General features: G+C 63.0%; 7 protein-coding genes. 5 read left to right on the top strand and 2 right to left on the bottom strand.

Annotated elements, in window-relative coordinates:
* The 4 genes from GA829_RS25310 to GA829_RS25295 all read left to right on the top strand — a co-directional run bounded on the left by GA829_RS25310 (position 1) and on the right by GA829_RS25295 (position 12,407).
* Positions 1-600 carry a HutD/Ves family protein gene (locus tag GA829_RS25310; protein ID WP_195175315.1) on the top strand — a complete coding sequence of 200 codons (600 nt, stop codon included), beginning with the start codon at positions 1-3 and terminating at the stop codon, positions 598-600.
* A gap of 266 nt (positions 601-866) precedes the next feature.
* Complete coding sequence (locus tag GA829_RS25305) at positions 867-9,422, top strand: glycoside hydrolase family 94 protein (RefSeq protein ID WP_195175314.1); 8,556 nt, start codon at positions 867-869, stop codon at positions 9,420-9,422.
* A 329-nt stretch (positions 9,423-9,751) separates the two neighbouring features.
* A complete protein-coding gene (locus GA829_RS25300; protein WP_195175313.1) occupies positions 9,752-11,530 on the top strand; it encodes a glucan ABC transporter ATP-binding protein/ permease in 1,779 nt (592 codons plus the stop codon).
* A 118-nt stretch (positions 11,531-11,648) separates the two neighbouring features.
* Positions 11,649-12,407 (top strand): heme ABC transporter permease, encoded by a 759-nt coding sequence (locus GA829_RS25295; RefSeq protein ID WP_195175312.1) that lies wholly within the window; start codon positions 11,649-11,651, stop codon positions 12,405-12,407.
* 159 nt (positions 12,408-12,566) lie between these two features.
* On the opposite strand, the gene GA829_RS25290 is transcribed toward GA829_RS25295, so the two are convergent.
* Positions 12,567-13,625 (bottom strand): D-TA family PLP-dependent enzyme, encoded by a 1,059-nt coding sequence (locus GA829_RS25290; protein ID WP_195175311.1) that lies wholly within the window; start codon positions 13,623-13,625, stop codon positions 12,567-12,569.
* 186 nt (positions 13,626-13,811) lie between these two features.
* Between GA829_RS25290 and GA829_RS25285 the strand changes: the two genes are divergently transcribed.
* Positions 13,812-14,498, top strand: coding sequence for a D-lyxose/D-mannose family sugar isomerase (locus GA829_RS25285; protein WP_195175310.1), 687 nt, complete (start codon positions 13,812-13,814; stop codon positions 14,496-14,498).
* A 41-nt stretch (positions 14,499-14,539) separates the two neighbouring features.
* On the opposite strand, the gene GA829_RS25280 is transcribed toward GA829_RS25285, so the two are convergent.
* Entirely contained in the window at positions 14,540-15,382 is an 843-nt protein-coding gene (locus GA829_RS25280; RefSeq protein WP_258051908.1) for an RDD family protein, read from the bottom strand.
* Between the last annotated feature and the right edge of the window lie 7 nt (positions 15,383-15,389).

The following is a 15,389-nucleotide window of genomic DNA, read 5'->3' as shown; positions in this document are numbered from 1 at the left end:
ATGCGTGTTCTCAAGGCATCCGAATACCGGTCGATGCCGTGGAAGAATGGCGGCGGGGTGACGACAGAGATCACCGTCTCGCCCGCCGGCGCCGGTCTCGATGATTTCGACTGGCGTATCTCCATGGCCCGCGTCGAGAGCGGCGGGCCGTTTTCGCAATTCGCCGGAATCGACCGGACCCTGGCTGTACTGGAAGGCGAGGGGATTGTGCTTGACCTCGCCGGACGGCCATCGGCCACCGTGACCAAGACATCGGCTCCGTTTGCCTTTCCGGCTGATGTTTCGACCGAAGCCGCGTTGATCGCCGGGCCGATCACCGATCTCAACGTCATGACCAGACGCGGGCGCATGACCCATACGGTTCAGCGTCTACACATTTCCGATCCGCTCGAAATCCGGGCAGGGGCCGAAAACACCCTCATCCTGAGCCTGGACGGGGGCATCACCATATCTGGTGGCTTGCCCACCCATCTTGGAGCGCTTGATACGCTGCTGCTCGGGCCAGACGACGCTGATGTTCTCATCAAACCTGCCCACGACACGACACTGTTCGTGATCCGGATCAACGGCTTGGCCTCGGGCATTTCGGCGAACCATTAATGGCTGTTGCCAAACATGATCGTGATGCCGGCGAAATATAGCGTAAGCTGCCGGCGGCATCACGAAAAAGCCTGAATCCTCCCCGTCGATCAATCGCGACGGGAGCGAGGGGCGCTCGTCTGGAATTTGCTGAGAGATGACGCCCTGTCCTGGTGCGGAAACAAACTTTCGGCAAGTGCTGTGATGCAACCAATTGCATTTGAATCGGTTTTAGGGACATTGCCGTGGCGGTGACGCCGCCGTCGTCCCGCCATACGGATTTTTCAATGAATATTCAGACGAACCCTGCGAAAATCGAAACGACGAGCGCGAGCTTCCCGGCCATCACGGAAGAGCCGATACGCTCCAATTTCCTGCCCGAAGAACGCTTGCGGGCACTCGGCGAAAGCCTTGCCAAGGGCGACCTCTCGGACCTCTTCGGTCTGACCCCATTCGATTTCCAGGCCCGCATCCGCGACAGTGCCAAGAAAATCCTCGAAGTCTATCGCTCGACCAATGCCGCTCAGGCCAAGGGCGAAACCATCACCCCGGCCGCGCAATGGCTGCTCGACAACAACTATCTGGTCGAAGAGACCATATTTCAGGTCAAACGCGATCTCCCGCGCCGCTTCTACCGGCAGTTGCCGACGCTGAAGCTGCCCGACGGCACCGGCGTGCCACGTGCCCTGGCACTGGCCTGGACTTACGTCGCGCATTCCGACAGCTCTGTGTCGGCCACCATGTTCAAGTCGATCGTCCAGGGCTTCCAGTCGGTTGAGCCCTTGAAGATTGGTGAGCTGTGGGCGCTGCCTTCGCTGCTGCGCTTCGTCCTCATTGAAAATCTCCGTCGGCTGGCTGTTCGGGTCAACCGTACCCGCCAAATGCGCCAGATCGCCAATGATGTCGCGGACCGCGTGCTGGCGACCGACGACAGCGCCGACCGGCAGGCGATCCTGTCGACCTTCGGTGCCCACGCGCAGGACACGACCTTCGCCACGCAGTTGCTCTACCGCCTGCGTGATGGCTCGCAAAATGCCGGCAAGGCGCTTGAGTGGCTGGAAAGCGAGCTCGAAAAGACCGGCTCCGACGCCGAAGAAATCATCATCGCCGAACATCACACGCTTTCCAGCGGCAATGTGACCACCGGCAACATCATCCGTGGCCTGCGCCTCATCAACGATGTCGACTGGACCGTATGGTTCGAAGGCGTCAGCCGCATCGACACCGTGCTGCGCGAACGCACCGATTTCGCCGCGCTCGACTTCTTCTCGCGTGACCAATACCGGACCGCGATCGAGGAACTGGCGCGCCGCTCCGAACTGTCCGAATATCGCGTCGCTGAAAAAGCGATCGAAATGGCCACCGACGGCGATGGTTCCAATGCCGATCAGGCCAACCCCGCTCATTCCGATGTCGGCTTCTTCCTCGTTGGGCCGCGACGGCTGGAGCTTGAGAAGGCGATCGGCTACCGGCCGACCATCAGTCAGACCATCAACCGGACATTCCGCAAGACCGGCTGGCTGGGTATTGTCTTGCCGGTGTTCGCGCTGACGGCCCTGCTGCTTGTGCTGGCGGGCAACGCGCTTGCCAATCTTGGCCTGTCGGTCGAGTCCATCGTTCTGATGCTGGCGCTGTTTGCCGTACCGGCCAGCGAAGGCGCGCTCGCCTTCTTCAACACCGTGGTGTTGCTGTTCCTCAAGCCGACCCGGCTGGTCGGCTATGACTACAGGCATGGCGTGCCGCCGGAGGCCCGCACACTGGTGGTGGTACCCTCGCTGATAGGCTCGCGCGACGACGTCGAGGAAAATATCCGCAACATCGAGGTGCATCACCTCGCCAACACAGCAGGCGAAATTCATTTCGCCTTGCTCTCGGACTGGCCGGATTCGAAGACCGAGATCGATACCGCCGACATCGAAATCCTGCAATTTGCCCGCGACGAGATCGCCCGCCTGAACGCCCGTTATCCATCGGAGGGTGCGCCGCGCTTCTACATCCTGCATAGGCGCAGGCTCTACAACGCCGCGCAGGGCGCCTGGATGGGCTGGGAGCGCAAGCGTGGCAAACTGCACGAGCTCGATCTTCTGCTGCGCGGCGACAGCGACACCACCTTCATGCCTTCGGAAGTGCCGCTGCCGGAAAACGTCGTCCATGTGATGACGCTCGATGCCGACACCCGCACCACGCGCGACGCGGTCGCCACGCTGGTCGGCAAGCTCTGCCATCCGCTCAACCGTCCGCATTTCGATGCGACCAAGCGTGTCGTCACTTCGGGCTATGCGATCCTGCAGCCGCGCATCACGGCGTCGCTGACCAGCGGCGACGACGCCTCTTTCTTTCAGCGGGTGTTCTCGGCCAACCGTGGCCTCGACCCTTACGTCTTCGCTGTGTCCGATCTCTACCAGGACGTCTTCGGCGACGGTTCCTTCACCGGCAAGGGCCTTTACCATGTCGACGCCTTCGAGGCGGCGCTAAAGGGCCGCATCGAGGAAAACACCATCCTCAGCCACGATCTGCTTGAAGGCGCCCTGGCGCGTTCGGCATTGGTCACCGACGTCGAGCTGGTCGAGGACTATCCGACCCGCTATTCGGTCGATGCATCCCGCCACCATCGCTGGGCTCGCGGCGACTGGCAGCTTCTCGGCTTCATTCTCGACCCGCGCTCCGGTGTTCCGGCACTGTCGCGCTGGAAGATGGTCGACAACCTTCGCCGTTCGCTGACGCCGATCTTCTGGGTCATGGCGGCGATCGCAGGCTGGACTTTGTTGCCGTTCACGCAGGCCGCGCAATGGCAGGCGCTGCTGATCCTCAGCCTGTTCATGGCGCCGACCTTCGACATCATCAACGCCATTATCCCCAAGAGCGGCGACCAGACGCCGCGCGGCCATTTCTCGGCACTCGCGCGTGACGTCGCCTTCGGCACTGCCATGGTGGCGCTCAAGATCGTGCTGATGGCGCATCTCGCCTGGATGATGGGCGATGCCATCATCCGTACCCTCTACCGGCTGTTCGTCAGCCGGCAGAACCTGTTGGAATGGCGCACCGCCTCGCAGGCGCACAAAAGCGGCGACAACGATCTCGGCTCTTACTACGGCATGATGTATGGCGCGGTGATTATCGGATTTGTCGGCCTCGCCATCCCGGTGCTGGCCGATTCCACCGGTGCCTTCGTCGCTTTCTTCTTCGCCCTGTTCTGGATCGGCTCGCCGGCGATCGCCAGCTGGATCAGCCGCTCGGCGGAAACCGAGGACCGCTTGCGCATCTCGCAGGCCGATATTCACGCGCTTCGCACGATTGCGCGCCGCACCTGGCACTATTTCGAGAGCTTCGTGACGGTCGAGCATCACAATCTGCCGCCTGACAATTTCCAGGAAAGCCCGGCACCGATTGTGGCCCCGCGCACATCGCCGACCAATGTCGGCGTCTATCTCCTGTCCGTGGTTTCGGCGCGCGATTTCGGCTGGATCAGCCTGTCCGATGCCATCACACGCATAGACGCGACCATGACGACCATCGAGAGCATGCCGCGCCACCGTGGCCACCTCTTCAACTGGTACGACACCACGACGCTGAAGCCGCTCTACCCCTTGTATATTTCCGCTGTCGACAGCGGCAATCTCGCCGGCCACCTGGTCGCGGTTGCGGCCGCTTGCGTCGAATGGGCCGAAGCGCCTTCGGTCCACTTGCAAGGAGACTTCGAAGGTATTCTCGACACGGTGACCATCCTCAGCGAAAGCCTGGATGAATTGCCTGACGATCGCCGCCAGTTGCGGCCGTTGCGTCAGCGTCTGGCCGACCGCCTCGACGGCATGCGGCGCGCTGTCGATACGATCAAGGCGCAGCCTGAAATGGCCTCGATCCGAACCATCAATCTGGCCGTTCTGGCCGGGGAAATCCGTAAGCTCGCCGCCGCGATCCACACCGAGGCCGCCTCGGCGCAGAGCGACGTTCTCGTCGACTGGGCCGCAAGGCTCGAAGCCACCTGCGAAGCGCATGTGCATGACGCGCATAGCGACGACAACACCGTCGAAGCGCTGCGCGCCAAGCTGCTGGCCTTGCGTGAGCGGACACGCCGCTTTGCCTTTGAAATGGAATTCGCCTTCCTGATGCGCACGGAGCGCAAGCTTTTGTCGATCGGTTACCGGGTCGAAGAGAACCAGCTTGACGAAAGCTGCTACGACCTTCTCGCCTCCGAGGCGCGGCTGACCAGCCTGTTCGCCATCGCCAAGGGCGATCTGCCGACCGAGCATTGGTTCCGGCTTGGCCGGCCGATCGTCGAGATCGGCTTCCAGGGCGCGCTGATGTCGTGGTCGGGCTCGATGTTCGAATACCTGATGCCGCCGCTGGTCATGAAGGAGCCGCAAGGCAGCATTCTCAACCAGACCAGCAAGCTGATCATCAAGCGCCAAATCCAGTATGGCCGTTCGAAGAACGTGCCGTGGGGCATTTCGGAAGCGGCTTACAACGCCCGTGACCGCGAGCTGACCTATCAGTACACCAATTTCGGCGTGCCCGGCCTCGGCCTGAAGCGCGGTCTTGGCCAGAACACGGTCATCGCGCCCTACGCCACGGTGCTGGCGGCGCAGTTCAATCCCCGCGAAGCCGTCCAGAATCTGGCCCGGTTGCGGGACATCGGCGCTCTTGGCCGTCACGGCTACTATGACGCGGTGGATTTCACCCCGCAGCGTGTGCCGGAGGGCACCAACCATGCCGTGGTGCTGAACTACTATGCGCACCATTCGGGCATGTCGATCGCCGCCGTCGCCGACGCCATCTTCGAAGGCCGCATGCGGGACCGCTTCCACAGTGACCCGGTCATCGAGTCGGCTGAATTGCTGCTGCAGGAGCGGGCGCCGCGCGATATCCCGACCGCCACCGTCAGGACCGAAGCCGACGAGCGGGCAAAGGACGAGACGGAGGCCGAAAGCCCAGACACCCGCATTGTCCTCAATCCGCTGCAGTCGCTGCGCTCGACCAGCGTCATGTCCAACGGCCGCTATTCGGTGATGGTCACGGCGACCGGCTCCGGCTACAGCCGCTGGGGTGATATGTCCGTGACGCGCTGGCAGCCGGACCCGACCGAAGACCGGCTTGGCTCCTACATCTTCCTGCGTGATGCCGGCACCGGCGACTGGTGGTCGGCAACGGCAGAACCGAAGCGCGCGCCCGAGGAGAAGGCTCAGACGCTGTTTTCCGACGACAAGGCGAGCTTCGTCAAATCGGTGGGCACCTTGCGCTCCGAGGTCGAGTGCATCGTCATCTCCGAAGGCAATGGCGAGGGCCGGCGGGTTACCCTCTATAATGACGGCGGCACCGACCGGCATATCGAGGTGACCTCGTTCGCCGAGCTGGTGCTCGGCTCCGATGCTGCTGACAACGCCCATCCGGCTTTCTCGAAAATGTTCGTGGAAACCGAAATCGCTTCGAACAATGGGGCGATCTTCGCAACCCGCCGCAAGCGCGAAACCAGCGAGCCGGATATCGCCATGGTGCATTTCGTCACCGATCCATCCGGATTGGCGCGCGATGCCGAAGCCGAGACCGACAGGCGCGCCTTCATCGGCCGCGGACGTACCATCGTCGATGCCGCCGCGTTCGATGCCGGCGCAAAACTTGGCGGCCATTCCGGCTTCACGCTGGATCCCGTCGCCTCGCTGCGGCGCCAGGTGCGCGTGCCCGCCAACAAGAAGATATCGCTGACCTTCTGGACCGTGGTGGGCGCAAACCGGACCGAGCTGGACGAGGCCATCGCGCGGCTTGACCATCCCGAAAGCTTTGCCCGTCAGGCGATGTTGGCCTGGACCCGCAGCCAGGTGCAGACCCGCCATATGGGCCTCAGCCTGACCGACGCCGCCAATGTGCAGAAACTGGCGCGCTATCTGATCTATCCGGACCCGTTCCTGCGTCTTCCCGCCGAATCCATCGTCTCGGGGCTCGGCAGGCAGTCCAGCTTGTGGCCAACCAGCATATCGGGCGATTTCCCGATCTTCCTGGTCAGGATCGGCGACGTTGCCGATCTCGAGATCGTCGCCCAGGCGCTGCGCTTCCAGGAATACATGCGTGCTCGCGGCATGATGGTCGACTTCGTCGTCGTCAACGAGCAGGCGTCTTCCTACGTCCAGGACCTGCAGCGGGCTGTCGAGACGCTGTGCGAGAACAGCCGCCTGCGCGGCAAGGAACTCGGTCCGCGCCAGCATATCTTCGCGGTGCGCCGCGATCTCATGGACGAGACCACCTACAAGACCTTGCTCGCGGTTGCCCGTGTGGTGCTGCATACGCGCAACGGCACCATTTTCGACCAGATCGAGCGGGCCGAGGCGGCTGCGCTACAGGCGCGCGACGCCTTGCAGCCGGCAGTGTTGCCAGGATCACGCGAACTGGCGCCGGTAACGCAAACCTATACGTCGCATGCCTTGGTCGACAGCCGGGCGGACGGTGCCGGGCTTAGCCAGTGGAACGGTTTTGGCGGCTTCGATGGCGACGGGCGTCACTATGTCGTGCGCCTCGCAGGCCGCCGCTCGACGCCTCAGCCGTGGATCAACGTCGTCTCCAACGCCTCGTTCGGCTTCCACACTTCAGCGGAAGGCGCTGCCTTCACCTGGAGCCGCAACAGCCGCGACTATCAGCTGACGCCATGGACGAACGATCCTGTCTCCAACCGGCCTGGCGAGGGCATCTACATCTACGACCAGGCCAGCGGCAAGGCGTTCTCGCCATTGGCCGCCGTGGTGCGCGACCCCTCGATGACCTACGAAGCATGGCACGGGCAGGGTTTCTCGACCTTCCGCTCGAAGCGCGGTCCGCTGTCGATGGACCTCACGCATGTCGTCGATCCAGTCGATCCGGTAAAGATCTCCCGGCTGCGCATCCAGAATTCGGGCTCGGTGCCGGCGCGGCTGCGCGTCTATGCCTATGCCGAGTGGGTGCTGGGCGGGCATCGCTCGCGCACGGCGGCAACAATTATCCCCTCCAGGGATGCCGCGACCGGTGCTTTGCTGGCGCAGAACCCATACGGGCTCGACTTCGGCGACCGGGTTGCCTTCCTCGCCGCCGATGGCGGCGTGCATTCGGTGACGGCGGACCGCACCGAGTTCCTCGGCCGGCATGGCAGCAGTGAACTGCCGCAGGCCGTGCTGAGCGGTGCTGCCCTTTCAGGCCGTGTCGAAGCCGGCGACGATCCATGCGCGGCTATCGCGCGGGATATCGAGGTTCCTGCCGGTGGCGACGTGACGCTGCTCTGGTTGCTCGGTGACGCCGACTCCGTCGAGGAGGCGAGTGCCCTGGTGCAGGCGCACCGTGGCAAGGACTTCGATCAGCGGCTGGCCGACAACGAGCGCGAATGGCGCGGCTTCCTTGATACGATCCAGGTCGAGACGCCGGACAAGGCGCTCGATGCCATGGTCAATCACTGGCTGCCTTACCAGAGCCTGGCGTGCCGCATCCGTGCTCGCTCCGCTTTCTATCAGGCGAGCGGCGCCTTCGGTTTCCGCGATCAGTTGCAGGATACGCTGGCTCTGCTGGCGCACGATCCGACCCTGGCGCGGGATCAGATCCTCAATGCGGCGCGAAGGCAGTTCCCCGAGGGTGATGTGCAGCATTGGTGGCTGCCGCGCACCGGAGCAGGTGTCCGCACCCTGATCTCGGACGACGTCGTCTGGCTTGCCCATGCCACGGCGCGTTATCTCTCGGTGACCGGCGATGCCTCCATCCTGAAGGAGCAACTGCCCTTCATCGATGGACAGCCGCTGGGCGAGGGCGAGCACGATGCCTTCTTCACCCCCGAGGTGTCGAAGAAGTCGGCCTCGCTTTACGACCATTGCGCGCGTGCGCTGGATCTCGCCATCAAGCGCAGCAGCCCCGCCGGACTGCCGCTGATCCTCGGTGGCGACTGGAACGATGGCATGAACCGCGTCGGCCAGCACGGCAAGGGCGAGAGCGTCTGGCTCGGCTGGTTCCTCTTGAAGACGCTTGGCGACTTCGCCGCCATTGCCAAGTCCGAAGGCGACACCAAGCGGGCACAAGGCTGGACAAAGCATGCCGACGCGCTGAAGCGGGCTTTGGAGAGCACCGCCTGGGACGGCGAGTGGTACCGGCGCGGCAGCTTCGACGATGGCACGCCGCTCGGTTCGCGAACGTCGCTGGAGTGCAAGATCGACTCGATCGCGCAGTCTTGGAGCGTGCTGTCAGGCGACGGCGATCCGGCCCGTTCAATGACGGCGATGGACCAGGCAACCAGGCTGCTCGTCGACGATAAGCTCAAGATCGTCAAGCTGTTCACGCCGCCGTTCTCGAAAACCGAAAAGGATCCGGGTTACATCAAGAGCTACCCGCCAGGCGTTCGCGAGAATGGCGGCCAGTACACGCACGCTGCCACATGGTTTGTTATCGCGCTCGCCGAAATGGGGCGGACGGATGATGCCTATCGCTGTTTCTCGATGCTGAACCCCGTCAACCACGCCGTCGACGAGGCCTCGGCCGAACACTATCGGGTCGAGCCTTACGTCGTGGCGGCTGACATCTATGCGGGAGACGACAAGGGCGGCCGCGGCGGCTGGACCTGGTACACGGGCTCCGCCGGCTGGCTTTACCGTGCGGCGGTCGAGAGCATCCTTGGCATCGAAAGGCGCGGCCAGCGCGTTCAGTTCAAGCCAAGACTTCCCAGCCATTGGGATGGTTACTCGGCAAACCTCAAGATGTTGGGGGCTGAGCTCAAGGTTCGCGTTGTCCGCGACAGCAAGGCCAAGGCCATTTCGTTGGAACTGAATGGTACGAAAACCAAGGCGTCGGCCGTCGAATTGAAGAGCGGCGAGGTTACCGAGGTCACCGTCAAGATCCCGGCTTGAAGCTTTGGTCGCCTTTATAGGCGCCCTGACAGCTCCTATATTGCGCACGATACTTTGCCAGAAGCCGATTTCGGCTTTTGGTCATCGGCCCGACATTGTTGGTGATTAAAATTGTGGCAGCGCGGGTCGACTGCCATGATTTTGCCGCATGCCTGACATTTTACCTGTCTTCTCAAACCGTTAGGTGATCACGGCAGATTTCGGAACGTCGTCATCTTTTGTTCGCGAAATGGGAACGGAAGAGATAAACGGGCATTGTTTTGCGACGTATCAACCGATACGAGTCAAATGATGCAGTGCACAATAAACAGCGTGGCGGAGTAACTGGGGTGACCCTTCTGCAAATCTACTGGAGAGCGCTCGGTTATCTGGCCGCCGACAGGAAGCGTGTCGCGCTGATCTGCTCGGCCAACGTCGCCCTCGCCATTGTAGCGCTTCTTGAGCCGATCATGTTCGGTCGCGTCATTGGCGCGATCTCCGAGCGCGGCTCCGTCTTCACGACGCTGATCATGTGGGCCGGTCTCGGTGCATTCAACATCGTTGCTTTCGTCATGGTGGCGCGCGGCGCCGACCGCTTTGCCCATGCGCGCCGCAGCGAAGTTCTGTGCCAGTCCTTCGAGCGCGTCATAACAATGCCGCTCGCCTGGCACCATCAGCACGGCACGTCGAATGCATTGCACACGATGCTGCGCGCTGTTGAAACCCTGTTCAGCCTCTGGCTCGAATTCATGCGCCAGCACCTTTCCACGGCTGTCGCCCTGGTGCTGCTGGTCCCAACCGCGATCAGCATGGACCTGCGCATGTCGCTGGTCCTGCTCGGTCTCGGACTGCTCTATGTCGGCATCGGCCGGATGGTCATGCGCCGCACCAAGGCGGGCCAGGCGGCGGTGGAGCGCCACTATCATCAGGTCTTCGCTCACGTAACGGACTCGGTCAGCAACGTCGCGGTTCTGCAGAGCTACAACCGTCTTGGTCACGAAGCCGAGACGCTGAAGCGCTACGTGAAGAACCTGCTCGACGCCCAGAACCCGGTGCTTGACTGGTGGGCGCTGGCCAATGCCTTGCACCGTCTGTCATCGGCAATCTCGATGCTCATCGTGTTGTCGATCGGATCTTATCTCGTGACACATGGCCAGCTGCGTATCGGCGATGTCATCGCCTTCACCGGCTTTGCCACGATGCTGATCGCTCGTCTCGACCAGATGTCGGCTTTCGCCAACCAGATTTCCGAGGCACGCGCCAAGCTCCAGGATTTCTACCAGCTCGAGGACTCCGCCGCCGAAGCAGCCGAGCCGGAGGGCCTGCGCGATCTCGTCAACGTCACCGGTCATATCCGCTTCGAGAATGTCGGCTTCGAATTCGCCAATTCGGGTCAGGGTATCGACGACGTGTCGTTCGAGGTTCAGGCCGGCCAGACCGTCGCCATTGTCGGCCCGACCGGCGCTGGAAAGACGACGCTCATCAATCTCTTGCAGCGCGTCTTCACGCCGTCCAGCGGCCGTATCCTGATCGACGGCATCGACACCCGCAGCGTGACCCGCAAGTCGCTGCGCCACTCAATCGCCACTGTGTTCCAGGACGCCGGGCTGCTCAACCGTTCGATCGAGGACAACATCCGTGTTGGCCGCGCCGATGCGAGCTATGACGAAGTCCATGCCGCCGCCAACGCGGCTGCCGCGCAGGACTTCATCCTGTCGAAGAGCAGCGGCTACGACACGGTTGTCGGCGAACGCGGCGGCCAGCTGTCGGGTGGCGAGCGCCAGCGCATCGCCATTGCCCGCGCCGTGCTCAAGGATGCGCCGATCCTGGTTCTTGACGAAGCGACCAGCGCGCTCGACGTCGAGACCGAGGACCGCGTCAAGGAAGCGATCGACGAGTTGCGTCGCGACCGCACGACCTTCATCATCGCCCACCGCCTGACCACCGTTCGCGACGCCGATCTGGTCGTGTTCATGGACAAGGGCAGGGTGGTCGAAATGGGCGGCTTCGCCGAACTGTCGATGCGCAATGGCCGTTTTGCCAGCCTGCTGCGCGCCGGCGGCCTGCTGAACGACGAAGAGGTTCGCCGCCTCAGCCGTTCCGTGCAGCAGCAGGGCGAGGCTGCCTGAGCATATCAGGCTCCGGACGACCCGGAGCTTCCATTCCCTTCAACCAAATCCCGCGCGTCCAAAGGACGCGCGATGCCTCGGATTGCCGCCAACGTGCCGGCGGTCTATGTAAAGTCGCATGAGCGACACACGGTCAGTCCCGACAGGATGGATGGATCTTGCCAACCCGACGCGCTTCGTCGCGCTGGCGGACAGGATCGTGCCATGGCTTGCGGCTGTTGCGGCGCTTGTCCTCGCCGTCGGCCTCTATATGAGTTTCACCGCGCCTGAGGATTTCCAGCAAGGCATCACTGTTCGCATCATGTACATCCATGTGCCGTTCGCCTGGCTGGCCATGATGTGCTACACGCTGATGGCGGTTTCGGCACTGGGGACACTGGTCTGGCGCCATCCGCTGGCGGATGTCGCGCTCAAGTCCGCGGCCCCCATTGGAGCGGTATTCACCGCCCTGGCGCTGGTCACCGGTTCGATCTGGGGCAAGCCGATGTGGGGCACCTGGTGGGTTTGGGACGCGCGGCTGACCTCTGTCTTCGTGCTGTTCCTGATGTATCTCGGTATCATTGCGCTGACCCGGGCACTGGATGATGTCGGGCGTGCTGCCTGGGCCGCCGCCATCATCACGCTGGTCGGCTTCATCAACATTCCGATCATCAAGTTCTCGGTCGACTGGTGGAACACGTTGCATCAGCCGGCGTCGGTGTTCCGGCTCGGCGGGCCGACTATTGACCCCAGCCTGCTATGGCCGTTGCTGGTGATGGCTGTCGGCTTTACCGTGCTGTTTTTCGCACTGCATCTGACCGCGATGCGCACCGAGATACGCCGCCGCCGCGTCACCGCCATGCGCCGCGTCGCAGCCCGGCAAGCCGAGCGCTCTTAATCTTCTCCCCTGTGGGAGAAGGTGGATCGGCGCGTTAGCGGCGAGCCGGATGAGGGGTGCTGGAAGGAATGAGATGCTGGTGTTTTCTGGAACACCCCTCATCCGACCTCGCTTCGCTCGGCCACCTTCTCCCACAAGGGGAGAAGGAAAGGAGCCCGCTCACCCCATCCTGCCGCGCGCCGCTACCGGCAGCGTTTCCAGCACCTTGTCGCCGTCGACCAGGTTGACCTCATTGAACAGGTTGGTGACGACGCAGCAATGATCGGGCACGACGCGGACGCGCTCGCCGATGCGCAACCTGGCATCGCCCGACAGCGTCACTGTGCCGTGCTCCTCGCTGAGCCCGACCACCCGTGCCCCGGCAACGCCAAGCAACTCGCCGAAATCCTTGAGGCCCAGCGTGTCGCTGGACAGCGCCTTGCTGCCGGCATCCAGGATGGCGCGCGTCGCTGTCGGATGGCTCACTACCGTCGACAGCACGGTCAGCGCGCAATCGTCGATGGTGCCCACGCCTTTGTCGACCTGGTAACGGTCGAGATAGATGTAGGTGCCGGGGCGATATTCGGTGACGACGGATGTGTCGCTGGAGCGCCATATATCAGGCGTGCCGCCGCTGGAGATGCGTTCGCAGGCCAGGCCCGAGGCGGCCAGCGCCTGGCGAGCCTCTGCAAGCCAGGCCTCGGCCTCCACGGCGCGGCCTGCCGCGGGATAGGTCATCAAGCCGCCGAAGCGAAGACCGCCGGCCTTGTCGATCTGTTTTGCCAGCGCCAGCGCCTCCGCCGACGACTGCACGCCGCAGCGGCCCATGCCGGTGTCGCACTCGACCAGCATCGGCAGCTGGTGGCCGGTATCGGAGAAGGTGGCGGCCAGTCCCTCGACCGTCTCCATGCTGTCCGCCGTAACCGACATTGTCACTCGGTGATGTAGGGCCAGCAGCCGTTCCAGCTTGGCGCGCCCAAGAATGTTATAGGGGAGAAAAATGTCGGTGAGACCGGCATCGGCCATGACTTCAGCCTCCCCGATCTTCTGGCAAGTGATGCCGACGGCGCCGGCCGCCACCTGCTTCTTCGCCCAGTACGGCAGCTTGTGCGTCTTGATGTGCGGCCGCAGCTTCAGCCCCTGGCGGTCGGCATGTGCCTGCGCCCGCGCGATGTTTGCTTCCGCGCGCGCGGCATCGATCAGGATGGAGGGCGTATCAAGGTCGTGGATAACAGGCATCAGGCATCACCCTTGAAAGGAACCGCATGCTTATGGCCTTGTACGGAGCCGATGTCACGCGGCCAGCGGACCGGATTTGTGATCCATCGGCAGGTGCGGGAGGGCAACACAGATCGACAGCGGATCGGCGTTCGGCTATGCGGTTTGGGTAGAGCCAGACGACGGCGACGGGAAGGAACCAGGACCATGAAACGCTCCACCATCAACGACATCATCCGTGACGCCGACGCCTTCATCCGTTCGTTCGGCTACATCATGCCGCCCTTCGCCTACTGGTCGCCAGAACAGATGAAGGCGAGCAAGCAGAGCTCCTCGGCGATTTTCTCCTCGCGGCTCGGCTGGGACATTACCGACTACGGCCAGGGCAAGTTCGATGATCTCGGCCTCTTCCTGTTCACTGTCCGCAATGGCGTCTACGCCGATATGAAGAAGGGCATGGGCATGCTCTATGCCGAAAAGATCATGATCTCGCGCAAGGATCAGATGTCGCCGATGCATCGCCACAACATCAAGGCCGAGGACATCATCAACCGTGGTGGTGGCAAGCTCGTGCTCGAACTGTTCATGCACGATCGCGACGGCGGCATCGACCCCAAGGCCGAAGTGTCGGTGCCTGTCGACGGAACCATCCACAGGCTGCCGGCGGGCGGGCTGCTGAAGCTCGACCCGGGCGAAAGCGTCACCCTTATGCCTGGCGTCTGGCACGCGTTCTGGGCCGAGGGCAAGGATGTGCTGATCGGCGAAGTGTCGACCGTCAACGACGACGTCACCGACAACGTTTTCCGCGACCCGATCGGCCGTTTCGCCGACATCGACGAGGACACAGCACCCTTGCACCTGCTGGTGTCCGATTATGAGAAGTGGGTGGGGTAAGGCGGCAACGCTGCCCGGCCGCGTAAGCTCCGGCGGCTGGGCTACCGCTGGTGCTTGTCAGCCTTGCGGGTGCCGAGCAGCAGTTTTCGTTCAAGGTGCGCTCTGAGGTCCCCGTAATAGGCCGTGAGGAATGGCCTTGCGTCATGCGCTTCCGGTGCCGAACCGATCTTGCGGCCGATCGTTTCGGCGACCGCGCGCAGCGCGAAATAGTCGTCGCGGCGCAGCACTTCTTCCAGCTTGTGCAATTCGGCGATGCCATAGGTATCGAGCTGGGCCTGGTTGAAATGGAACGCACGCGCCACCGGATCCTGACGGGCTGACAGGTCCTCGACGAGTGCCACCTTTGGCGCTTCGACCACCCAGGTTCCGGCCAGGAGGTCGCCGATGCGCAGGCGATCCCGGTTGAACAGCAGAAACAGGGCGAACATCAGCGTCCACACCAGCCCGAAGATGGTCGTCAGTGTGTCTGCGACCCCGGCACCGCCGCGTCCGGCGATAATCGACAGTGGCAGGAAAACCTCGATCTCGCGCATCAGGTTGCGGGCGATGACCTGGTCGATCGACAGGCCGGTGCCGTTGCGCGAGGCGACCCGGATGCCGACGATGCGCTTGCCGGGCGTTGCCGCTCGGCGGCCTGCTTCGAAGACGATGAAATAGGCGTTGCGCAGCAGAAAGATCAGGATGATCCAGACGATGAACAACGGCTCCATCTCACCGGCGCCAAGGCCTCTCAGCCCGAACAGCGCAACAATGGTGATGAGGATCGCGGCCGTGCCGATGAACACCACATCGAGCAGGAAGGCTGCGGCGCGCGTGCCGGCCGTGGCCAGCTTGACGCGGAGATCGACACCTTCGGGCGTGATCAGCGACCGTGTCTGAGGCACTGCGGGG

This window comes from Mesorhizobium sp. INR15, from assembly GCF_015500075.1.
GTDB lineage: Bacteria > Pseudomonadota > Alphaproteobacteria > Rhizobiales > Rhizobiaceae > Mesorhizobium.
This window is presented reverse-complemented; position numbering and strand designations above follow the sequence as displayed.